Origin of the sequence: Ancylobacter koreensis, assembly GCF_023016525.1 — a bacterium.
In the GTDB taxonomy this organism is placed as follows: domain Bacteria; phylum Pseudomonadota; class Alphaproteobacteria; order Rhizobiales; family Xanthobacteraceae; genus Ancylobacter; species Ancylobacter koreensis.
The window spans coordinates 38,713-58,347 of the sequence record NZ_JALKCG010000011.1; the positions used below are offsets into that span (position 1 = coordinate 38,713).

Sequence of the window (19,635 nt, forward strand, 5' to 3'; positions counted from 1 at the left end):
CGGCCCCGGCCGCCCGCACTCGCGAACGAGACAGCCCCGCCCGTGCATCCGCGCCGGCGGGGCTTTTCGTTTGAGGCTTCTCGCCGCCGTCCGACCAAAGGAGCGGCTTGACGCCCGTGCCATCGGGGTCGATGTACGTGGGGTATCGAGACTCCCCGCATGACGCATCCCCCCCGGCCGCCCGCCGACGCCTCCGACAGTCGATCCGCCTACTGGTTCCTGCGCGGCATGCTCGCCTCGCTGCAGGTGCCGGGCCTTGTGCTCATCGTGACCTTTGTCGGCTTCGGCGGCCTGCTGCACGATCTCGGCTTTCCCGTCGGGGCCGGCATACTCTCGACCGTGCTGGTCTGGGCGCTGCCGGCGCAGGTCATCCTCATCGGCGGGCTGGCGGCCGGCTCCTCGCTGCCGGCGCTGGCGCTGGCCGTGTGCCTGTCGGGAGTGCGGCTGCTGCCGATGGTGGTGTCGCTCATGCCGCTGATGCGCGGCCCGCGTCCCAGCCTGTGGCGCGAACTCGTCTGCGCCCATTTCGTCGCGGTGACCCTGTGGGTGGAAGGTTTCCGCCTGCTGCCGAAAGTCGACGTAGCCGGCCGCCCGGCCTTCGCCGTGGGCCTTGGCCTCGGGCTGTCACTGCTGTCGGCTTTCGGCACGGCGATTGGCTTCTTCCTCAGCCACATGCTGCCCGGCCCGCTGGCGGTCGCGCTGCTGCTGCTGACGCCGATCTCCTTCACCATCCTCCTCGTGCGCAATGCGCGTCATACGGTGGACTGGCTGGCTATCGGATTCGGCACCGCCATCATCCCGCTGGCCGCCGACGCGCCGGGCGGGCTCGACCTGTTCTGGGCCGGCGTGGGCGGGGGGACGCTCGCCTTCCTGATCGACCGCTACCGGCCGGGCCGCGCCTCATGAGCGGTCTCAACGAATGGACTGCGGCGCTGATCGTGATCTTCGTCGGCTTCCTGCCCAACGAGGTCTGGCGCGTGCTCGGCGTGCTGTTCGGCCGGCGCATCGACGAGGACAGCCTCGGCATGCGCTGGGTGAAGGCGGTGGCGACCGCGCTGCTCGCCGCCGTGGTGGCGCGCCTCGTGCTGGTGCCGAGCGGCGCGCTGGTGGCGTTGCCGCTCTGGCTGCGGGCCGGCGCTGTGGCCGGCGGCATCGTCGGTTTTCTCGCGGTGCGCCGCTCCGTGCTGGCCGGCGTGCTCGCCGCCGAGGCGATCCTCGTCGTGGGCGCGTGGTGGCTGGGCGTGGCCTGAGCCGGTGTCGCCCGCTCGCCTTCAGCCTTCCAGCGCCGCCTTGAGCGCGGCGGCCTGCTCGGCCAGCACCTCCGGTGTCTCCTTGTAGGAGAGCGGCGCGCGCAGCTCGACGCCGGTCTGGCGCGGGATCACATGGACATGCAGGTGAAACACTTCCTGCCCGCCCGCCGGCTCGTTGTGCTGGGTCACGGTGATGCCCTCGGCGCCGAAGGCCTTCACCTGCGCCCGGGCGATGCGCTGGGCGGCGGCGGCCACCGCGGCGAGGTCGGCCGACTCGACATCCAGCAGGTTGCGCGAGGGCGCTTTGGGAATCACCAGCGCATGGCCGGGCGCGCGCGGGAAGATGTCGAGGAAGGCGAGCACCTTGTCGTCCTCGTAGACCTTGAAGGCGGGCAGCTCGCCGCGCAGGATCTTCGCGAAGATGTTGCCGGGATCGTAGGTCATCTCGTTCCTCCCTGTCGGCCTGTGCGGGCTCCTCGACCGTGCACGCTGATCGCAAGCGGCGCGGCGCCGGTCAAGGGCGGCTAGGGTTCGTCATCGGCGCGCGTGCCCGCATGGCGGAAGGGGCCGAGCTCGCTCAGCTCCTCGCCGGCCTCGGCGACATAGCGGCGCTCGCGCTCCAGATAATGCGCCACGGCCGCGCGCAGCTGCGGGTCGGCGATGTAATGCGCCGAGCGCGTCGTCACAGGCATGTAGCCGCGCGCCAGCTTGTGCTCGCCCTGCGCGCCGGCCTCCACCGTGGAGAGCCCGCGCGCGATGGCGAAGTCGATGGCCTGATGGTAGCAGACCTCGAAATGCAGGAAGGGGTGGTGCTCGATGGCGCCCCAGTGCCGGCCGTAGAGCGTATCCGAGCCGATGAAGTTGATGGCGCCGGCGATCCAGCGCCCGTCGCGCTTCGCCATCACCAGCAATATGTCGTCGGCCATGCGCTCGCCGATCAGCCGATAGAAGGCGCGGTTCAGGTAAGGCCGGCCCCATTTGCGCGAGCCGGTCTCCATGTAGAAGGCGAAGAAGGCGTCCCACACTTCTTCGGTCAGCTCGGCGCCGGTGAGGGGGTGGATGGTGATGCCGGCCTCCAGCGCCTCGCGGCGCTCGCGACGGAGCTGCTTGCGCTTGCGCGAGGAGAGATCGGCGAGGAAGGCGTCGTAGTCGCCATAGCCGCGATTGTGCCAGTGGAACTGCTGGTCGGTGCGCGGCAGGAAATCCTGCGCCTCCAGCGCCGCCGCATCCTCGTCGGTGAGGAAGGTGGCGTGCACGGAGGAGGCGTTGCGCAGGTTGGCGAGCGCCAGCAGCCCGCCCGCCAGCGCCACGCGCACGGCCTCCGCCTCCGCGCCGGGCGCGGCCAGCAGGCGCGGGCCGGTGGCGGGGGTGAAGGGCACCGAGACCTGAAGCTTGGGGTAATAGCGCCCGCCGGCCCGCTCATAGGCCTCCGCCCAGCCATGATCGAACACGTATTCGCCCTGCGAATGCGATTTCAGATATGCCGGGCAGACGCCGACAAGCTTGCCGTCGGGGTCTTCCAGCACGAGGTGCTGCGGCAGCCAGCCGGTCTTGGCGGAGACCGAGCCTGATTCTTCCAGCGCCGAAAGAAAGGCGTGGCTGACGAAGGGATTATAGGCCTGCCGTTGAAGTGCCGGACAACCGGATTGAGGCGCCGCGCGAGCTTCTTCGCGCGCAACGCGAGCTTCATCGATCAAGGACTTAGAGGGAGACGCTGAGCTGAAACGCGAGGCGCGTGGATTGGCGCAGGCATCCCAGAGATCGGCCGAGAGCGCGGTAATGTCGCTTTCGACGCGGAGGCGGAAATTCTCGTCGGACATGGGCGGATGAGGCTCGGCGGGGACGGCGGAGGGCTGCCCCAATGTGCGCGCGCGAGGGCCGGAGCGGAAGGGTGCTCACGCATTCGCGACGGCAGATGTCGCCCACCCGTCAGGGCACGAAACCCTCGAAGATCATCTGGTCGGCATGGCGGGCGGCGACGGCGCGATCTTCCGGCGTGCGAACGGTCCAGGTGAGCAGCGGCAGGCGGATCGCGCGCCGCGCGAGCGAGACGGCGGTCGCCGGCAGCTCCTTCACATAATGCGCCACGAAATCCGGGCGGGTGCGCGGGAAATGCAGCAGGTTGCCCCAGGCGAATTTGGTCGCGGGCGAAAGAAAATCCCATTCGGGATCGTCGTAGCGATGTTCCATCGTGATGCCGCGCGGAATATGCGGGGCAAGGCGGCGCACGGCGGCGACGAGATCGGGATCAAAGGACATCAGCGCCGCCGGCCCGCCATAGCCGGCCAGCACCTCGACCGCGCGGACGGCGACGGCGGTATCACCGTCGAAACGGCTCTTCAGCTCGATCACCAGCGGTACCCGGCCGCCGACGCGCGCCAGAAGCTCCGCCAGCGTCATCATCCGGTCGCTGGTCCCGCGCAGCTCCAGCCCCTTCAGCGCGGCGGCGGTGAGCGCGCCGGCCGGCCCGCTGGCGGTGGTCAGCCGCTCCAGCGTGTCGTCATGAAACACCAGCGCCTCGCCGTCGGCGGAGAGCTGGATGTCGACCTCGATGGCATAGCCGCCCGCCAGCGCCGCATCGACGGCGGAAGGCGTGTTTTCGATCACGCCGCGCGCCGCGTCGTGCAGCGCGCGGTGGGCGACCGGCCGCGCCGTCAGCCAGGCGGGGGCGTTGGGGGCGAGCGCCACGGCAAAGCGTCTCAGGCGAACTCGATCACCGCCTCGACCTCGACGCTGACGTCGAAGGGAAGCGAAGCCACGCCCACCGCCGAGCGGGCATGCCGGCCGGCGTCGCCGAACACCTCGACGAAGAGGTCCGAGGCGCCGTTGACCACCTTGGGCACGTCGGTGAAGTCGGGCGCGGCGTTGACGAAGCCGACCAGCTTCACCACGCGCTTCACCCGGTCGAGATCGCCCAGCGCCGCCTTGATCTGCGAGATCAGGTTGATGGCGCACTGGCGGGCAGCGGCGCGGCCGGCCTCGATGTCGGCCTCGCCGCCGAGCTTGCCGGCGAGGAACTTGCCGTTGACGACGGAAATCTGGCCGGAGATCCACAGGAGATTGCCGCTGGTGACCGAGGGCACATAGTTGGCGACCGGCGCGGCAGCGACGGGAAGCACGATGCCGAGGGCCGCGAGCTTGGCCTCAACCGTTCCAGACATGGGGTTCTCCTGCTATCGTGACGGATGCGTGTGCCGGCCTGCGCCGGGCGCCGCCCGTCGCGCATTTGCCATTTTCGATGGGTGATGTTTGGCGGATCGACCGGCTGTTCGCAAGCCGCGTGTAGTTTATCGCCTGTAGCGTCTGGCCTGTCAGGTCTTCTGGGAGCCGAATGATAATGCCTTTCGTCCTGTCCGTCCGCTCCGCCGCCGTTCTCGCGCTGCTCGCCGGAACGTCCCTGCCGGCCGCCGCCCTCCAGCTCACCCCGCACCGCGCCACCTACGACATCTCGCTGGACGCCTCGAAGCCCGCGACCCGCGTGGCAGGCGCCGACGGCCGCATCGTCTATGAGCTGCGCGGCAATCCGTGCGCGGGCTATTCGGTGCAGCTCAGCCAGAACACCCATCTCGTGACCGAGGGCGGCCGCGTGAACAGCGCCGTCTCCACCGCGACCTGGGAGGACGGCGACGGCAATGCCTACCGCTTCCGCGTCACCAATACGCTGAACGGCGAGACACCCGACGAGGCGGACGGCGTGGCCGAGCGCAAGGACGGCCGGCTGGTGGTCAAGGCGACCAAGCCGGAGGTCGACACGCGCCAGCTCGGCACCGACATATTGCTGCCGACCCAGCACGTACTGAGCCTGATCGACAGCGCCCAGAAGGGCGATTCGGTTTTCGAAGCCAAGGTGTTCGACGGCTCGCCCGACGCCAAGAAGGTCTACGACACGCTCTCGGTGATCGGGCGCGGGGTGAGCGACGCCAAGGGGCTGGAGGATGCCGCGACGACCGGCGACCTCGCCGGGCGCACCCGCTATCCCGTGACGATCAGCTATTACGAGCGCGGCGCCGCCAGCCAGACGCCGGACTACATCATCAGCTTCGACATGTTCGACAATGGCGTGAGCCGGAACCTGAAGCTGGACTATGGCGAGTTCGCCCTGCGCGGCCGGCTCACTTCCTACGAGGCGCTGCCGGCGGAGGAGTGCGCGAAGAAATAGGCGCACCCTCTTCGCCGTCCGGCTCGTCCGGCCGGTTGCGATGCGGCTGCTTGCCCCCGCGCCGGCCCGGTGCGTCGAGCGCGATGCCGCGGTCGATGATCTCCTTGCCGAACCGCGCGCGCAGCGCATCGGTGGCGAGTTCCGCTCGCCCCCGCTTGGTCGCCAGGGTGTCGATGAGGTCGTCGGGGTCGGCCAAAGCGGGATCGGCAAGTTCCGACACACCGACGCCGATCAGCCGGAAGCGTCGCCCGTCGCTCTCGCGCGCCAGCAATTCGCGGGCGTGGTCGAAGATGCGGTGGGCGAGGCGGGTCGGGTCCTCCAGCGAACGGGCGCGGGTGACGAGCCGGAAGTCCGAGGTCTTCAGCTTCAGCGTCACCGTGCGCCCCGCCAGCCCCGCCGCCTTCAGCCGGTCGGAGAGCTTGCGGGTGAGGCGGTAGAGTTCCTGCTCCAGCGCGCGGAAATCGGCGATGTCGGTGTCGAAGGTGGTCTCGGTCGACACGCTCTTGGTCTCGCGCTCGGGGTTCACCGGCCGCTCGTCGATGCCGCGCGCCAGCCGGGCAAGGCGCAGACCCTCATTGCCGAAGCGGCGCATCAGCGTCGTCTCGTCCGCCGCCTGAAGGTCGGCGATCAGGCGGAAGCCCTCGCGGGCGAGGCGTTCTTGCGTCGCCTTGCCGACGCCCCAGATGGTGCCGACGTCGCGCGGGGCGAGAAAACCGACCGCCTCGGCGCGGCCGATCACCGCGAAGCCGCGCGGCTTGTCGAGGTCGGAGGCGATCTTGGCGAGGAACTTGTTCGGCGCCAGCCCCACCGAGAGGGTGACGCCGATCTCGCTTTCCACGCCGCGCGCCAGACGGGCGAGGGCGCGCGCCGGGCTTTCGCCGTGCAGGCGCTGCGTGCCGGCGAGGTCGAGGAAGGCCTCGTCGATGGAGAGCGGCTCGACGAGCGGGGTGAGGCGCAGGAAGCGCTCGCGTATCTGCCGGCCGACGGAGACGTACTTCGCCATGTTCGGCTTCACCACCACGGCTTCGGGGCAGAGCGCCAGCGCCTTGAACATCGGCATGGCCGAGCGTACGCCCTTCACGCGGGCGAGGTAGCAGGCGGTGGAGACGACGCCCCGCTTGCCGCCGCCGATGATGACCGGCACGTCGCGCAGCGCCGGGTCGTCGCGCTTCTCCACGGCGGCGTAAAAGGCGTCGCAGTCGATATGGGCGATGTGCAGCGCGTCGAGCTCGGCATGGCGCAGCACGCGCGGACTGCCGCAATGCGGGCAGCGCGGCGCCTCGCCCGCGTCGTGCAGGCAATCGCGGCAGAAGGCGGGAAGCCGGGCCATGGCCCCGTTCTCCGAAGCGCCCTCAGTCCTCGCCGGTGCCGGCGTGGGCGAGGATCTCGCGCGCGGCCACGACATGGCCGGGGTCGATGCCTGCGCCGCCGGCATAGTCGACCAGCAGGTCCTGGCGGTTGATCAGATAGTCGAGCAGCGCCACATGGAAGGCCGTCGAGCCGGCCACGCCGCGCAAATCCGCCGGCGAGAGGCCGCTCTCGGCCAGGAACGGCCCGATCCTTTCGGGATCGCCGGCGAGGAAGCCGAGCGCGCCGAGGCTGACCTCGCGGGCGGCGCCGACGGTGGAGAGGGAGCGGGAGCTGCGGCTTCTCATTTCCGGTTCCGTAAGGAATGCATGCGTAAAGCTAACCCATCGGCGGCGGATGCGTGAGCGAATCCGCCGGCAGGCCTGCCGCCGTCGATCCGAGGATCCAGCGACCCATGCCCAAGACCGTTCTGATCGTTGAAGACAACGAGCTCAACATGAAGCTCTTCAACGATCTGCTCGAAGCGCACGGCTATAGCACGGTCGGCACCCGCAACGGCGTCGAGGTGCTGGGTCTGGCGCGCCGGCACCGTCCGGACCTGATCCTGATGGACATCCAGCTTCCCGAAGTGTCGGGGCTCGACGTCACCCGCGCGCTGAAGGCCGATCCCGAGCTGAAGGCGATACCCGTCATCGCCGTCACCGCCTTCGCCATGAAGGGCGACGAGGAGCGTATCCGCGAGGGCGGCTGCGAGGCGTACCTCTCCAAGCCGATCTCGGTTTCCAAGTTCCTCGAAACGGTCCGCCAGTTCGTCCCGGTCGGCTGAGGCGGCGCCGGCGAATCGCCGGGGCTATTCCACAATCCGATTGCTTTCCGGAAGGGTTGGGATAGCTTTCCAGCCGGGTAACCGCTTGCCCTACGGAATGCTCGGGTCCGCCGCATCTCCTGGGCCCGTGGGGTTGGTCGGCGGGCGATGGCTGCGGAAGGCCTCTCCGCTCATCGCCCGCCGATTCCATTGCTTCCGCACGCGACCCGAACGCATTGATCCAAAACGAAAAAAGGCGCCTCGCGGCGCCTTTTGCGTCTTCCGGGCCGGGCGTGCCGGCCGGCGTCGGCTCAGATCACTTGATCTTGCCTTCGCGGAATTCGACATGCTTGCGCGCGACCGGGTCGTACTTCTTCACGACCAGCTTGTCGGTCATGGTGCGCGAGTTCTTCTTCGTCACGTAAAAGAAGCCGGTGTCGGCGCTCGACACGAGCTTGATCTTGATGGTCGTTGCCTTGGCCATGACCGGGTCTCCTGGGAGCGTGGCATTCGAACGTGGACGGCCACGCCGAAGAAATCATGATCGCGCGGCATTCCTGCCGCTCGTTGGCGTCCGTATCCGTGATCGGCGCGCGAATGTCAAGGAACGCCGCTCAGCGATCGCGCCATATCTGGCCGGCGGCCACCAGCACATAGACCAGCAGGAAGACGCCCATGGTCCAGGCGAAGCCGTGCGGCTCCAGCATCTGCATGCCTCCGCCCACCGCTGTCGGGCCCACCGTGAGGCCGATGGAATAGAGCATGACGAAGGCGGCGTTGGCGGTGGCGAGCGCGGCGCCGTTGAAGCGGGCGCCCAGCAGGGCGAGGCCAACCGTGTAGAGGCCGGCGACGATTCCCGTGGTGAGGAACACCGTTCCCCACATCGCCCAGCCGTCGATGGCGAGATGGGGGATGAGGAAGGAGCCGACGACGCCCACCGTGCCGCAGGCGAGCAGCAGCCGGCGCCGGTCCACCCGGTCGCTGAGCAGCCCGAGCGGGAGCTGGAGCGCGACATTGCCGAGTTCGGCGACGGTGAGCAGCAGAGCCGCCTGCCCCTCGTCGAGCCCGCGCCGCAGGCCGTAGAGCGGCAGGAAGTTGATCATGCCGGTCTCCACCGTGCCGAAGATGAAGGCGGCGAAGGTGGCGGCGGGCGCCACCAGCATGAGCGTCCACACCCCGCGCGAGCTCTCCTTCTCAATGGCCGGCGCACCGGCGGCGCCGATCATCACGGGGATGGCGGCCAGCCCGAAGAGCGCGGCACCGACCAGATAGGGCGCCCAGCCATGCGTGCCGACCAGGCTGAGCACGGCCGGCCCGCCGGCGAAGCCCATGGACAGCACCGTGCCGTAAATGCCGATGACGAGGCCGCGCCGGTCGTTCGGCGCCGCCGCGTTGATCCAGAACTCGCTGACCACGAACAGCACGCACAGTGCCGCGCCGAAGATGAAGCGCAGCGGGAACCACAAAGCGAAGGAGCCGGTGACCTTGAACGCCAGCAGGCTCGCCGCCGCGCTGAGGATGGCGGCGAAGAGCAGCGGCCCGGCGCCGACCCGGCGCACCAGATCCGGCAGGAAGGGCGCCACCGCGATGGTGGCGATGCCGCCGACCGCCGTGTTGAGACCGATCCAGGTGCTGGAGATGCCGCGGTCGTGCAGCTCGAAGGCAAGCAGGGGGATCGACAGGGCGAGGCCGAAGCCGACCGCCGAGATGGCGCCGATGGCGGCGGCGATGGACGCGATATTCGTGCCGCTGCGGGCGGCGGGGGCATGCATGACGTTCATCCGGACTGCCGGGACGGAAGGTCCCGTGCCGATGCCTCTAGCCGATGGGTGGCGAAAGTCGAATGACTTTTCCCAATGATCGCATGACGGGGATTTGTCGGAGCCCGGCAGCGGGCAGGCGCGTCCTTAGGCCAGCGCCTCGCGATACACGCGGCCGCGCCGAGTGTAGTAGAACGGCACCGGCTGCCAGGGCCGGTTGCCGCCCTTCAGCCGGGCCTCGACCTCTTCCAGCATCGCCGCCGTGATGCGTGGCACCGGCGCCTTCTTCGCCTCATCGAGGGTGAACCAGCCGGTCTCGACGAATTCGCTCTCAGGTCCCACCACGCCGTCCACGCGATGGGCGACCGCGCTGGCATCCGCCATGAAGAAGCGCGTGTCGAAGCGGCGGGGCAGGCGGGGCGGGGTGATGGCGCGGGCGACGAAGGTCAGCGCCTCCAGATCGGGGAACAGCCCGGCCTCGCCGAAGGCGGCCCACGCCGCCGGCAGCCGCTCGGGCGTGCCGGCCTCGTGCGTGCCGAGCAGAAGCCCGGTTTCCTCGAAGGTCTCGCGTATGGCGGTGAGCGCCAGAGCCCGCGCGCGGGTGACGCTCGGCCGGGCGACGCGGGCGAGCAGGCGGCGCTCGCTCTCCGCGTCGAGCATGCCGTAGACCGGCACGTGACGGTCGGTGGCATCGACCCGTCCGCCGGGGAAGACGAACATGTCCGGCATGAAGCGCAGCGCCGGGTTGCGGCGGCCCAGCAGCACGCGCGGCGTGCGTTTCGAGCGGTCGACCAGCACCAGCGCGGCGGCGTCGACCGGTCGGATGACCGGATGCGCCAGATCGCGCGTCCTGTCGGCGAAGCGGTCGGAGACGTCGGTCAGGGTCATGATGGGTCGGTCAGCGCGTCGTCGCGCGGGAGGCGGCGAGGTCGAGCGCGTCGCGCCGGCTCGGGGGCATGTCGTCGCGCTCGGAATCGGTGGGGTCGAAGCCGTGCATGCGCAGCGCCCACTGGTAGCCGATCAGCGCGCCCTTCACCGGCGGCAGCAGCAGCAGCGAAAGCGCCAGCGTCATCGGCAGCCAGATCACGAGGTGGATCCACAGCGCCGGGTGCAGCGCCATCTCCACCGCCAGCAGCAGCGGCACCACGATGTGACCGACGATGGTGATGACCATGTAGGGCGGCGCGTCGTCGGCGCGGTGGTGCCACAGCTCTTCGCCGCAGGCCGGGCAGTGCTCGTTCACCTTGAGATAGGAGGAATAGAGCGCGCCCTGTCCGCAGGCCGGGCAGCGCATGCGCAGGCCGTTCATGAAGGCGGGGCCGACGGCCCGCTCGGGCTTTGCGTTCATCTCGTCGCGCCTCCGGCGCCTATCTGCGTTTGCCGCCGCGGGCCGGGCCGCGCGGGCGCTCGTCCGGCCGGCGGAAGCGGTTGCGCCCCGGGCCGCGCGGGCGGCGCTTGTCGCCCGTTACATAGGAACCCTCGGATATAAGCTCAAACCGCAGAGCGCCAGCCACGGGTGCGGCTTCGACGAGCTTCACTTCGACGCGGTCGCCGAGCCGGTGCATCTCGCCGCTCTGGTCGCCGATCAGCGCGTGGCGGGCCTCGTCATAGCGGTAATAGTCCATGCCGAGCGTCGCCGCCGGGATAAAGCCGTCGGCGCCGGTGTCGTCGAGCGCCACGAACAACCCGGACTTGGTGACGCCGGAGATGCGCCCCCTGAAGGTGGCGCCGATCTGCTCGGCCATGTGATGGGCGATCAGCCGGTCGATGGTCTCGCGCTCGGCCGACATGGCCCGCCGCTCGCTGGCGGAGATGCGGGCGGCGATCTCGGCGAGCTGTTCGGGCGTCACGGTCTCCGGCAGGCCGTCGCGGCCGAGGTCGAGCGCGCGCACCAGCGCGCGGTGCACGATGAGGTCGGCGTAGCGGCGGATCGGCGAGGTGAAATGCGCGTAGCGGCGCAGGTGCAGGCCGAAATGGCCGTAATTCTCCTGCGCGTATTCCGCCTGCGCCTGGCTGCGCAGGATCACCTGATTGACCAGCGGCGCCATCTCGGAGCCCTCGACGCGGGCGAGAATGTCGTTGAACTGGGCGGGGCGCACCGTCTCGGTCTTCGGCAGCTTGATGTCGAGGGTCTGCAGGAACTCGCGCAGCCCCGACATCTTCTCCAGCGAGGGCTGGTCGTGCACGCGGTAAACGAGCGGCGTGCGCTTCTCCTCCAGCGTCTCGGCGGCGGCGACGTTGGCGAGGATCATGAACTCCTCGATCAGCTTGTGGGCGTCGAGGCGCTCGGGGACGATCACCTTGTCGACCGTGCCGTCGGCTTTCAGCAGGATCTTGCGTTCGGGCAGGTCCAGCTCCAGCGGCGCGCGGGCGTCGCGCGCCTTCTTCACCGCCGCGTAGGCCGCCCAGAGCGGGCAAAGCACACCGTCCAGCAGCGGGTCTGTGGTCTCGTCGGTACGCCCGTCTATCGCCGCCTGCGCCTGCGCATAGGCGAGCTTGGCGGCCGAGCGCATCATGATGCGATGGAAGCTGTGGCGCTTCTTGCGCCCGTTCGCCCCCACCACCATGCGCACCGCGATGGCCGGGCGGTCCTCGAGCGGGCGCAGCGAGCACAGGTCGTTGGAGATGCGCTCGGGCAGCATCGGCACCACACGGTCGGGGAAATAGACCGAATTGCCGCGCACCAGTGCCTCACGGTCGAGCGCGGTTCCGGGGCGGACATAGGCGGCAACGTCCGCGATGGCGACGGTGAGCACGAAGCCGCCCTCATTGTCAGGGTCGAGGTCCGGCACGGCATGCACGGCGTCGTCATGGTCCTTGGCGTCGGGCGGGTCGATGGTGACGAGGGGAAGGTCGCGCCAGTCCTCGCGATGCGCCATGGTCGCGGGCTTGGCCGCCTCCGCTTCCGCCAGCGCCTCGCGGCGGAACACGCTGGGAATGGCATGCGCGTGGATAGCGATGAGGCTGATCGCCTTCTCGGTGGCGACCGAGCCGAGCCGCTCCTTCACCCGCGCGGTCGGCAGGCCGTAGGCATGGTGGCGCACCACCTCGACCGAGACGAGATCGCCCTCCTGCGCGTCGCCGGCGAAATCCGGCGGGATCGCGAACTCCCGGCCCATGTTGCGCTTGTCGATCGGCACCAGCCGGCCGCCGCCCTGCGCGTCCTTGCGGAAGATGCCGAGCGTGAGGGCGCGCGCCTTCTCGATCAGCTTGAGCACGCGGCCATTGTGGCGGATCAGGCCGTCCGCCTCGGGAATCTCCTCGGTCTTCAGCAGCACGCGGTCGCCGATGGTCGGGGCCGGCCCGGCGGTGCGTCCGCGCCGGGCGAGGCGCACGAGGATGCGCGGGGGCTCGCCATGCTCCTCCTCGTCCCAGTCGATGGGGGTGGCGATCAGCTCGCCGTCCTCGTCGCGCTCGATCACTTCGGCCATGACCACGGCGGGGAGCGCGCCCGGCACATGCAGCTTGCGCCGCTTGCGGCCGAGCAGCCCCTCGTCGGCCAGCTCGCGCAGCAGTTCCTTCAGCGCGATACGGTCGCCGCCGTCGAGCCCGAAGGCGCGCGAAATCTCCCGCTTGCCGACATCGCCGCCCTGCGCGGCGATGAACGCCATCAAATCCTCGCGACTGGGCAATCCCTTGGCGAGGCCCTTGGGAAGCGCGGGGCGGGCGGAGCGCGGAGACTTCGGTTTCGTTGGTTTACGCACGATTCACCGTTGCTGGGGTGGAAGCGCTGACGCTACCGGGATCGCGGCGCGGCGTCGACCGCACAGGCGCGTTACGGAGCGGGAGCCTGCCAAAGCTCTCTTGCAATCGCGTCCCGATGCGCCGAATTTGCGCCGCTCTTGCGGCGGGATGCCCGCCGAGTCTGGATTCTCCCGATGGATGCCCGTTCGCCGGAGGTGGCCGATGCCCCTCTGTCACATGCCGAGATTCGCGTCATCGTCACCGGCGTCATGGTGGCGATGTTCCTCAGCGCGCTCGACCAGACCATCATCGCCACCGCGCTGCCGACCATCGGCTCGCAGTTCGGCGATCTCGAAAGCCTGTCCTGGATCGTCACCGCCTATCTGCTCACCGGCACCGCGGTGACGCCGCTGGTCGGCAAGCTGGCGGACATACACGGGCCGCGCCCGGTGCTGCTGTGGTCCATCGCGCTGTTCCTCGTCGGCTCTGTCGCCTGCGCGCTGGCGCCGGGCATGATGTGGCTGATCGCCGGGCGGGCGGTGCAGGGGCTGGGCGGTGGCGGGCTGATCGCGCTGGCGCAGACCATCATCGGCATATTGATCGCCCCGCGCGAGCGCGGCCGCTATCAGGGCTATTTCGCCATCGTCTTCATCACCTCCTCCATCGCCGGGCCGATCCTCGGCGGCTTCTTCGCCGAGCATCTGCACTGGTCGCTGATCTTCTGGATCAACGTGCCGCTCGGCCTCGTCGCTGCGGCGATGAGCGACCGCGCGCTGCGCCGGCTGCCGGCGCATCACCATCCCCACCGGCTCGACATTCTCGGCGCGGTGCTGATGTGCGCGGCCACCGTCGCGCTGCTGCTGGCGCTGAGCTGGGGCGGCACGCATTTCCACTGGCTGTCGTTGCCGATTCTCGGCCTGCTGGTGCTTTCCGTCCTGCTCTGGGTCGCCTTCTCGCTGCGCGTCGCCACGGCGAGCGAGCCGCTGGTGCCGACGGCGGTGCTGGCCAATCCGGTGGTGCGCACCGGCGTGCCGGCCGCCGCCTTCGCCATGGGCACGTTGATCGGGCTTTCCATCCAGATGCCGCTCTATCTCGAAGGCGTGCTGGGGCTCACCGCCTCGCAGTCCGGCGTGGCGCTGATCCCGCTGATGGCCGGCGTCGTCGTCGGGGCCACGGGGGCGGGCAAGGTGATGAGCACGGTGACGCATTACAAGCGGCTGCCGGTCGTCGGCCTGATCGCCAGCATCCTGGCGCTGGCGGTGCTGGCGCTGTGGCCCATTGGCCTGCATGTGAGCGTCGTCGCCGCCGCCATGGGCGTGACCGGCATCGGCCTCGGCACCGTGCTGCCGGTCTCGACCGTCGCGGTGCAGAACGCCGTGCCGCTGCCGCAGATGGGCACGGCGACCGGTGTGGTGAACCTGTTCCGCTCGCTGGGCGGCGCGGTGCTCACCGCCGGATTCGGCGCCATCGTCATCGGCCTGTCCGGCATGGAAGGCAGCGAGCTGTTGGAGCGGCTTCTCAAGGGCCATGCGCAGGTGGCGCCGCTCGCCGACGCCTTCCGCTGGGTGTTCGTGGCGGGGGCGCTTGCGCTGGTCGCCTCTTTCCTCGCCATCCTCGCCATGGAGGAGCGCCCGCTACGCTCCGGCCATATGCCGGCGCCGCTGCCGGAATAGCCCCGCGAAAGCAAAAGGCCCGCCGTGCGGCGGGCCCTTTAATCTGTGCGCTTCAGGGGCTCAGCCCTTCTTGTCAGCCCTTCTTGGCGGCGGCCTTCGCCTTGGTCGCGCCGGCCTTCGCCGCCGCAGCCTTTTTCGCCGCCGGCTTGCGGGCTGCCGGGGCCTTCTTGTCGGCCGCCGGCTTTGTCGAAGCGGGTTTGGCGGCCGCCTTGCGCGCGCCCGGTGCGGGGGGCGTGCCGCCGGCCTTGGCGCGGATCAGCTCGGCCGCCTGTTCCAGCGTCAGCGTCTCCGGGTCGGTGCCCTTGGGCAGGGTCGCATTGATCTTGCCGTGGCTCACATAGGGACCGAAGCGGCCGGCGCGCACGGTCATCATGCCGCCGACCTCGGGGAATTCGCCGAGCTCGCGCCCGGCATTGGTGCCGCCGCGACGGCCCGGCCCCTTGCTCTGCTTGTCGGCGATCAGCGCCACGGCGCGATTGAGGCCGATGGCGAGAATGTCGTCGCCCGGCTCGATATTGGCGTAGGTCCGCCCGTGCTGGACATAGGGCCCGAAGCGCCCGATGCCGGCGAGGATGGGCTCGCCGTCGTCGGGATGGCGGCCGATCTCGCGCGGCAGCGCCAGCAGGGCGAGCGCGGTGTCGAGATCGACATCCGCCGGCGCCAGTCCCTTGGGCAGGCTGGAGCGCTTGGGCTTCTCGCCGTCCTTGCCCTCGCCGAGCTGGAGATAGGCGCCGAAGCGCCCGTCGCGCACCGTGACTTCCAGGCCGGTCGCAGGGTCGGTGCCGAGCACGCGGTTGCCGTTGGCCTCGGCCGGATTGTCGGAATCGCCGGACTGCGCCGCCAGCGGACGGGTGTACTTGCACTCGGGATAGTTCGAGCAGCCGATGAAGGCGCCGAACTTGCCGACCTTCAGCGACAGCCGCCCGGTGCCGCAATTGGGACACAGGCGCGGGTCGGTGCCGTCTTCCTTGGGCGGGAAGATATGCGCCGTCAGCATGCCGTCGAGCGCGGAGATGACGTCGGAGACGCGCAGCTCCTTGGTCTCGCCGACGGCGGCGGCGAAGTTCTTCCAGAAGTCGCGCAGCACGTCCTTCCACTGCAGCTCGCCATTGGAGATGCGGTCGAGCTTCTCTTCGAGGTCGGCGGTGAAGTCGTATTCGACGTAGCGGTCGAAAAAGCTCTCAAGGAAGGCGGTGACGAGGCGTCCCTTGTCCTCCGGCACCAGCCGGCGCTTGTCGAGCTTCACATATTCGCGGTCGCGCAGCACGGCGAGCACGGAGGCGTAGGTCGAAGGCCGGCCGATGCCGAGCTCTTCCATGCGCTTGACCAGCGACGCTTCCGAATAGCGCGGCGGCGGCTCGGTGAAGTGCTGGTCGGTCTTGATGCCCTTGTTGGCGAGTCCCTCGCCGGCGCTCATGGCGGGGAGGCGGCGGTTCTCCTCGTCCTCGTCGCCGTCGTCCGTTCCCTCGCGGTAGAGGGTGAGGAAGCCGTCGAACTTGATCACCGTGCCGGTGGCGCGCAGCTCCAGCGCGCGGCCCTGCACGGCGGCGTCGATGTCGACCGTGGTGCGCTCCAGCTCGGCCGATTCCATCTGGCTGGCGACGGTGCGCAGCCAGATCAGTTCGTAGAGCTTGGCCTGCTCGGGTTCGAGATGGCGGGCGACATCCTTCGGGCGGCGCGACAGGTCGGTCGGGCGGACAGCCTCATGGGCTTCCTGCGCGTTCTTCGCCTTGGCAGTGTATTTGCGCGGCGCCGAGGGCACGTAGCGGTCGCCATACTCGCGGCCGATGACGGAGCGCGCCTGCGCCACCGCCTCCGGCGCCATGTCGACGCCGTCGGTACGCATATAGGTGATGAGGCCGACGGTCTCGCCGCCGACGTCCACGCCCTCGTAGAGCCGCTGGGCGATGCGCATGGTGATGGCGGGCGCCAGTCCCAGCTTGCGGCTCGCCTCCTGCTGCAGCGTCGAGGTGGTGAAGGGCGGGTAGGGGTGACGGCGGGCGGGCTTCGCCTCGACCGAGCGAACCGTGTAGTCGGCGGCTTCCAGCGCCGTACGGAAGGCTGCGGCTTCCTCGCCCGTGCCGACGTCGAGCCGGGTGATCTTCCGGCCGTCGGCGCCGACGAGGCGGGCCTCGAACACATCGTTGCGGGGCGTGGCGAGCTGGGCGGCGATCGACCAGTATTCGCGCCGCACGAAGGTCTCGATCTCGCGCTCGCGGTCGCAGACGAGGCGCAGCGCCACCGACTGCACGCGGCCGGCCGAGCGGGCGCCCGGCAGCTTGCGCCACAGCACGGGGGAGAGCGTGAAGCCGACGAGATAGTCCAGCGCGCGGCGGGCGAGATAGGCATCCACCAGCGCCGCGTCGATGATGCGCGGATGCTGCATCGCCTCGGTGACGGCCTGCTTGGTGATGGCGTTGAACACCACGCGGGAGACCGGCTGGTCCTTCAGCGCGCGCTTTTCCTTCAGGATCTCCAGAACGTGCCAGGAGATCGCCTCGCCCTCGCGATCCGGGTCGGTGGCGAGGATCAGGCCATCGGCCGCCTTCACGGCGCGGGCGATATCGGACAGCCGCTTCTGCGCCTTGGGATCGACATCCCACAGCATACGGAAGTCCTGCTCGGGATCGACCGAGCCGTCCTTTGCGGGAAGATCGCGCACGTGGCCATAGGAGGCGATGACCTCGTAGCCCGGCCCGAGATATTTGTTGATCGTCTTCGCCTTGGCAGGCGATTCGACGATGACGACCTGCATGCCCGCCGCGTCCGTTTGCTAAGTCCAGCCCAAGAAGGGGCGGAAAATGGGGTAGCGGCCCCGACCTGTCAAATGGCGGGCGTCGGCATGGCCGGCGCTTCGCCGGTGCGGGCGCTCCAGCCTCCCGGCAGCGGCGGGCGGCCACAAGGCAAAATGCAATCAAGAGTATACAATAATATCATTTGCACGCAAAGGTCGCCTGCTGGGCGAATCTTATGCTACCCTTCGCGCCACTCCTTGTCCGAACCCCGCTGCACCCCGTGACAGACACCGAACGCGAGTCCCACGAGCCGCGCGATGCGGCGGAGTACATCGCTGCCCTGGCGCACGAGCTGGCCGTACTCGCCGGCGCGCAGAGGCTCGACGTGCTGCGCTATATTCTCGAAATGGCGCGCGACGAAGCCCGCATGGCGATGCACGCCCCTGCCGCGCCTCCCGACGAGGCGTGAACCGCCGGGGTGCAGCGTCGGCCCTCACAGCCGCAGCGACACCGTGCCGTTGACGTGGCGTTCCAGCCGCCCGGCAAGTTCGAGTTCCAGCAGGAGGATCTGCACCTCGCTCGCCGTGGCGCCGGACATTGCGACCATCTCGTCGGCCGCCATCGGCACCGGCCCGAGGAGCGCGAGCACCCGCGAGCGCACGTCCTCGTCCGGCTCATGCACCGGCATCACGGCGTCCTCTTCCTCGACGAGCAGGGGCGGGGGCCGGCCGCGCAGCGGGTCGAGCGCCTCCAGCACGTCCTCGGCGCAGGTGACGAGCGTCGCGCCTTGCCGGATCAGCCCGTTGGTGCCGCTGGCGCGCGGGTCGAGCGGCGAGCCCGGCACCGCCAGCACCTCGCGTCCCTGCTCGCCGGCAAGGCGGGCGGTGATCAGCGAGCCGGAGCGCTCGGCCGCCTCCACCACCACGACGCCGAGCGACAGGCCGGAGACCAGCCGGTTGCGGCGGGGGAAGTCGCGGGCGCGCGGCTCCCAGCCCATCGGCATCTCGGAGAGAACAGCGCCCTCGGCGGCGATGCGCTCCATCAGCACCTCGTTCTCGCGTGGATAGGGCCGGTCGTGGCCGCCGGCGATCACGGCGATGGTCCCCGTCGGCAGGCTCGCTTCATGGGCGACCGCGTCGATGCCGCGCGCCAGCCCCGAGGCCACCACCCAGCCGGCCGCACCGACGCCACGGGCGATGCGCGCCGTCATGGTACGTCCGGCACCTGAGGCGTTGCGCGAGCCGACGATGGCGACGCCCGGCCGCGTCAGCAGGTCGAGCCGCCCGCGTACGGCGAGGAGAGGCGGGGCGTCGTCGATCTCGCGCAGGAAGGGCGGGTATTCCGGCTCGCCGAGCGCCACCAGCCTGCCGCCGAGGCGGGCGAGGGCAGCGATTTCCGCATCGGCCTCGGTGATGGAGGGAATGCGCGGGGGCAGCAATCCGCCCCCGCGCCGGGCCAGCGCCGGCAGGGCGTCGAGCGCGGCGGCCGCGCCGCCGAAGCGGTTGATCAGGCTGCGGAAGGCGCGCGGGCCGACATTCTCGGTGCGGATCAGGCGGAGCCAGTCGCGGCGCTGTCCCGGATCGAGATGGACGCCGCGTGAGCTCAAGCCTTATCCCTTCTTGCCGATGCGGCCCTCGGTGCCGGCGAGGAGCCGCGCGATATTGGCACGGTGCATGACCCAAAGCAGAACGGCGAGGATGAGGAGCAGAAGCCCCGTCTGCGGACTGGAAAGCAGGAAGGCCGCCAGCGCGGTGAGCGCGCTTGCCACCAGCGCGGCGAGCGAGGAATAGCGGCTGACGAAGGCGACGGTGAGCCAGGCGGCGGCGAAGACCAGCGCCGCCTGCCACGCAAGCGCCAGCGTCACCCCAAGGAAAGTGGCGACGCCCTTGCCGCCCCGGAAGCCGAGCCAGACCGGGAAGAGATGGCCGAGAAAGGCGCCGAGGGCCGCCGGCAGCGCGCCATTGGCGCCGATCAGCCAGCCGGCCAGCAGCACCGCCACCGTGCCCTTGAGCGCGTCGCCCAGCAGGGTGGCGGCGGCAAGGCCCTTGCGGCCGGTGCGCAGCACGTTGGTGGCGCCGATATTGCCCGAGCCGATGGAGCGTATGTCCTGCGTGCCGGCCCAGCGCGTGATGAGCAGGCCGAACGGGATCGAGCCCAGCGCATAGCCGAGGATCAGCGCGAAATAGCTCGACAGCGGGGGCAGGGACCAGCTCATGCGGGGATGTTACCGGCTTTGCGGCGAAAGCACAGCCGTCGGCGGG

At 69.8% G+C, this 19,635-nt stretch carries 20 protein-coding genes; 6 read left to right on the forward strand and 14 right to left on the reverse strand.

The features are described from left to right. Window positions 1-159 precede the first annotated feature (159 nt). Window positions 160-906, forward strand: a complete 747-nt coding sequence (locus MWN33_RS18470; protein ID WP_247202530.1) for an AzlC family ABC transporter permease — start codon at window positions 160-162, stop codon at window positions 904-906. Further along, a complete protein-coding gene (locus tag MWN33_RS18475; RefSeq protein ID WP_247202531.1) occupies window positions 903-1,250 on the forward strand; it encodes an AzlD domain-containing protein in 348 nt (115 codons plus the stop codon). Before MWN33_RS18470 ends, MWN33_RS18475 begins: the two co-directional genes overlap by 4 nt. Window positions 1,251-1,271: 21 nt before the next feature. Here MWN33_RS18475 and MWN33_RS18480 read toward each other — a convergent pair whose 3' ends face one another. The 4 genes from MWN33_RS18480 to MWN33_RS18495 all read right to left on the reverse strand — a co-directional run bounded on the left by MWN33_RS18480 (window position 1,272) and on the right by MWN33_RS18495 (window position 4,411). Beyond that, a complete protein-coding gene (locus tag MWN33_RS18480) occupies window positions 1,272-1,694 on the reverse strand; it encodes an HIT domain-containing protein (RefSeq protein ID WP_247202532.1) in 423 nt (140 codons plus the stop codon). Between the two features lie 80 nt (window positions 1,695-1,774). Further along, on the reverse strand, window positions 1,775-3,070 hold the full coding sequence (locus MWN33_RS18485) for a GNAT family N-acetyltransferase (protein WP_247202533.1): 1,296 nt from the start codon (window positions 3,068-3,070) through the stop codon (window positions 1,775-1,777). 109 nt (window positions 3,071-3,179) lie between these two features. Further along, a complete protein-coding gene (locus tag MWN33_RS18490) occupies window positions 3,180-3,938 on the reverse strand; it encodes a glycerophosphodiester phosphodiesterase family protein (protein WP_247202534.1) in 759 nt (252 codons plus the stop codon). A gap of 11 nt (window positions 3,939-3,949) precedes the next feature. After that, window positions 3,950-4,411, reverse strand: coding sequence for a RidA family protein (locus MWN33_RS18495; protein WP_247202535.1), 462 nt, complete (start codon window positions 4,409-4,411; stop codon window positions 3,950-3,952). Between the two features lie 176 nt (window positions 4,412-4,587). On the opposite strand from MWN33_RS18495, the gene MWN33_RS18500 reads away from it, so the two are divergent. Next, window positions 4,588-5,409 (forward strand): cell envelope integrity EipB family protein, encoded by an 822-nt coding sequence (locus MWN33_RS18500; RefSeq protein WP_247202536.1) that lies wholly within the window; start codon window positions 4,588-4,590, stop codon window positions 5,407-5,409. Here MWN33_RS18500 and MWN33_RS18505 read toward each other — a convergent pair. Both MWN33_RS18505 and MWN33_RS18510 read right to left on the reverse strand, forming a co-directional pair. Further along, window positions 5,363-6,739: a DNA polymerase IV gene (locus MWN33_RS18505; protein ID WP_247202537.1), complete on the reverse strand. Its 1,377-nt coding sequence runs from the start codon at window positions 6,737-6,739 to the stop codon at window positions 5,363-5,365. The two genes, MWN33_RS18500 and MWN33_RS18505, sit on opposite strands and share 47 nt — an antisense overlap. A 22-nt stretch (window positions 6,740-6,761) precedes the next feature. Next, a complete protein-coding gene (locus tag MWN33_RS18510) occupies window positions 6,762-7,064 on the reverse strand; it encodes a DUF3572 domain-containing protein (protein ID WP_247202538.1) in 303 nt (100 codons plus the stop codon). A gap of 107 nt (window positions 7,065-7,171) precedes the next feature. On the opposite strand from MWN33_RS18510, the gene MWN33_RS18515 reads away from it, so the two are divergent. Further along, window positions 7,172-7,543 (forward strand): response regulator, encoded by a 372-nt coding sequence (locus tag MWN33_RS18515; protein WP_247202539.1) that lies wholly within the window; start codon window positions 7,172-7,174, stop codon window positions 7,541-7,543. A gap of 295 nt (window positions 7,544-7,838) precedes the next feature. Here MWN33_RS18515 and rpmG read toward each other — a convergent pair whose 3' ends face one another. The 5 genes from rpmG to rnr form a co-directional block, all read right to left on the reverse strand. Beyond that, on the reverse strand, window positions 7,839-8,006 hold the full coding sequence (rpmG, locus tag MWN33_RS18520) for a 50S ribosomal protein L33 (RefSeq protein WP_018390658.1): 168 nt from the start codon (window positions 8,004-8,006) through the stop codon (window positions 7,839-7,841). A 130-nt stretch (window positions 8,007-8,136) separates the two neighbouring features. Further along, window positions 8,137-9,294, reverse strand: coding sequence for an MFS transporter (locus MWN33_RS18525; RefSeq protein WP_247202540.1), 1,158 nt, complete (start codon window positions 9,292-9,294; stop codon window positions 8,137-8,139). A 135-nt stretch (window positions 9,295-9,429) separates the two neighbouring features. Continuing rightward, a complete protein-coding gene (locus tag MWN33_RS18530; RefSeq protein WP_247202541.1) occupies window positions 9,430-10,170 on the reverse strand; it encodes an NUDIX hydrolase in 741 nt (246 codons plus the stop codon). A gap of 10 nt (window positions 10,171-10,180) precedes the next feature. Beyond that, a complete protein-coding gene (locus MWN33_RS18535) occupies window positions 10,181-10,630 on the reverse strand; it encodes a DUF983 domain-containing protein (RefSeq protein ID WP_247202542.1) in 450 nt (149 codons plus the stop codon). A 19-nt stretch (window positions 10,631-10,649) separates the two neighbouring features. Beyond that, complete coding sequence (gene rnr / locus MWN33_RS18540; protein ID WP_247202543.1) at window positions 10,650-12,893, reverse strand: ribonuclease R; 2,244 nt, start codon at window positions 12,891-12,893, stop codon at window positions 10,650-10,652. Between the two features lie 267 nt (window positions 12,894-13,160). Between rnr and MWN33_RS18545 the strand changes: the two genes are divergently transcribed. Next, window positions 13,161-14,639 (forward strand): MDR family MFS transporter, encoded by a 1,479-nt coding sequence (locus MWN33_RS18545; protein ID WP_247202544.1) that lies wholly within the window; start codon window positions 13,161-13,163, stop codon window positions 14,637-14,639. A 73-nt stretch (window positions 14,640-14,712) separates the two neighbouring features. Here the strand turns inward: MWN33_RS18545 and topA are convergent, their stop codons facing one another. Further along, entirely contained in the window at window positions 14,713-17,394 is a 2,682-nt protein-coding gene (gene topA / locus MWN33_RS18550; protein WP_247202545.1) for a type I DNA topoisomerase, read from the reverse strand. 260 nt (window positions 17,395-17,654) lie between these two features. Between topA and MWN33_RS18555 the strand changes: the two genes are divergently transcribed. Continuing rightward, window positions 17,655-17,843, forward strand: a complete 189-nt coding sequence (locus MWN33_RS18555; protein WP_247202546.1) for a hypothetical protein — start codon at window positions 17,655-17,657, stop codon at window positions 17,841-17,843. A 24-nt stretch (window positions 17,844-17,867) separates the two neighbouring features. Here MWN33_RS18555 and dprA read toward each other — a convergent pair whose 3' ends face one another. Continuing rightward, window positions 17,868-18,980 (reverse strand): DNA-processing protein DprA, encoded by a 1,113-nt coding sequence (gene dprA, locus MWN33_RS18560; protein WP_247202547.1) that lies wholly within the window; start codon window positions 18,978-18,980, stop codon window positions 17,868-17,870. Window positions 18,981-18,983: 3 nt separating this feature from the next. Continuing rightward, window positions 18,984-19,589 (reverse strand): glycerol-3-phosphate 1-O-acyltransferase PlsY, encoded by a 606-nt coding sequence (gene plsY / locus MWN33_RS18565; protein WP_247202548.1) that lies wholly within the window; start codon window positions 19,587-19,589, stop codon window positions 18,984-18,986. Window positions 19,590-19,635 lie beyond the last annotated feature (46 nt).

What these genes read in the sequence shown, in the direction of transcription:
- MWN33_RS18545 (WP_247202544.1), top strand. Translation starts at nt 13,161, where the DNA reads ATGGATGCCCGTTCGCCGGAGGTGGCCGATGCCCCTCTGTCACATGCC.
- topA (WP_247202545.1), bottom strand. Translation starts at nt 17,394, where the DNA reads ATGCAGGTCGTCATCGTCGAATCGCCTGCCAAGGCGAAGACGATCAAC.
- MWN33_RS18495 (WP_247202535.1), bottom strand. Translation starts at nt 4,411, where the DNA reads ATGTCTGGAACGGTTGAGGCCAAGCTCGCGGCCCTCGGCATCGTGCTT.
- plsY (WP_247202548.1), bottom strand. Translation starts at nt 19,589, where the DNA reads ATGAGCTGGTCCCTGCCCCCGCTGTCGAGCTATTTCGCGCTGATCCTC.
- rpmG (WP_018390658.1), bottom strand. Translation starts at nt 8,006, where the DNA reads ATGGCCAAGGCAACGACCATCAAGATCAAGCTCGTGTCGAGCGCCGAC.
- MWN33_RS18500 (WP_247202536.1), top strand. Translation starts at nt 4,588, where the DNA reads ATGCCTTTCGTCCTGTCCGTCCGCTCCGCCGCCGTTCTCGCGCTGCTC.
- MWN33_RS18505 (WP_247202537.1), bottom strand. Translation starts at nt 6,739, where the DNA reads ATGGCCCGGCTTCCCGCCTTCTGCCGCGATTGCCTGCACGACGCGGGC.
- MWN33_RS18470 (WP_247202530.1), top strand. Translation starts at nt 160, where the DNA reads ATGACGCATCCCCCCCGGCCGCCCGCCGACGCCTCCGACAGTCGATCC.
- MWN33_RS18480 (WP_247202532.1), bottom strand. Translation starts at nt 1,694, where the DNA reads ATGACCTACGATCCCGGCAACATCTTCGCGAAGATCCTGCGCGGCGAG.
- MWN33_RS18530 (WP_247202541.1), bottom strand. Translation starts at nt 10,170, where the DNA reads ATGACCCTGACCGACGTCTCCGACCGCTTCGCCGACAGGACGCGCGAT.
- MWN33_RS18485 (WP_247202533.1), bottom strand. Translation starts at nt 3,070, where the DNA reads ATGTCCGACGAGAATTTCCGCCTCCGCGTCGAAAGCGACATTACCGCG.
- rnr (WP_247202543.1), bottom strand. Translation starts at nt 12,893, where the DNA reads ATGGCGTTCATCGCCGCGCAGGGCGGCGATGTCGGCAAGCGGGAGATT.
- MWN33_RS18515 (WP_247202539.1), top strand. Translation starts at nt 7,172, where the DNA reads ATGCCCAAGACCGTTCTGATCGTTGAAGACAACGAGCTCAACATGAAG.
- MWN33_RS18525 (WP_247202540.1), bottom strand. Translation starts at nt 9,294, where the DNA reads ATGCATGCCCCCGCCGCCCGCAGCGGCACGAATATCGCGTCCATCGCC.
- MWN33_RS18475 (WP_247202531.1), top strand. Translation starts at nt 903, where the DNA reads ATGAGCGGTCTCAACGAATGGACTGCGGCGCTGATCGTGATCTTCGTC.
- MWN33_RS18510 (WP_247202538.1), bottom strand. Translation starts at nt 7,064, where the DNA reads ATGAGAAGCCGCAGCTCCCGCTCCCTCTCCACCGTCGGCGCCGCCCGC.
- MWN33_RS18535 (WP_247202542.1), bottom strand. Translation starts at nt 10,630, where the DNA reads ATGAACGCAAAGCCCGAGCGGGCCGTCGGCCCCGCCTTCATGAACGGC.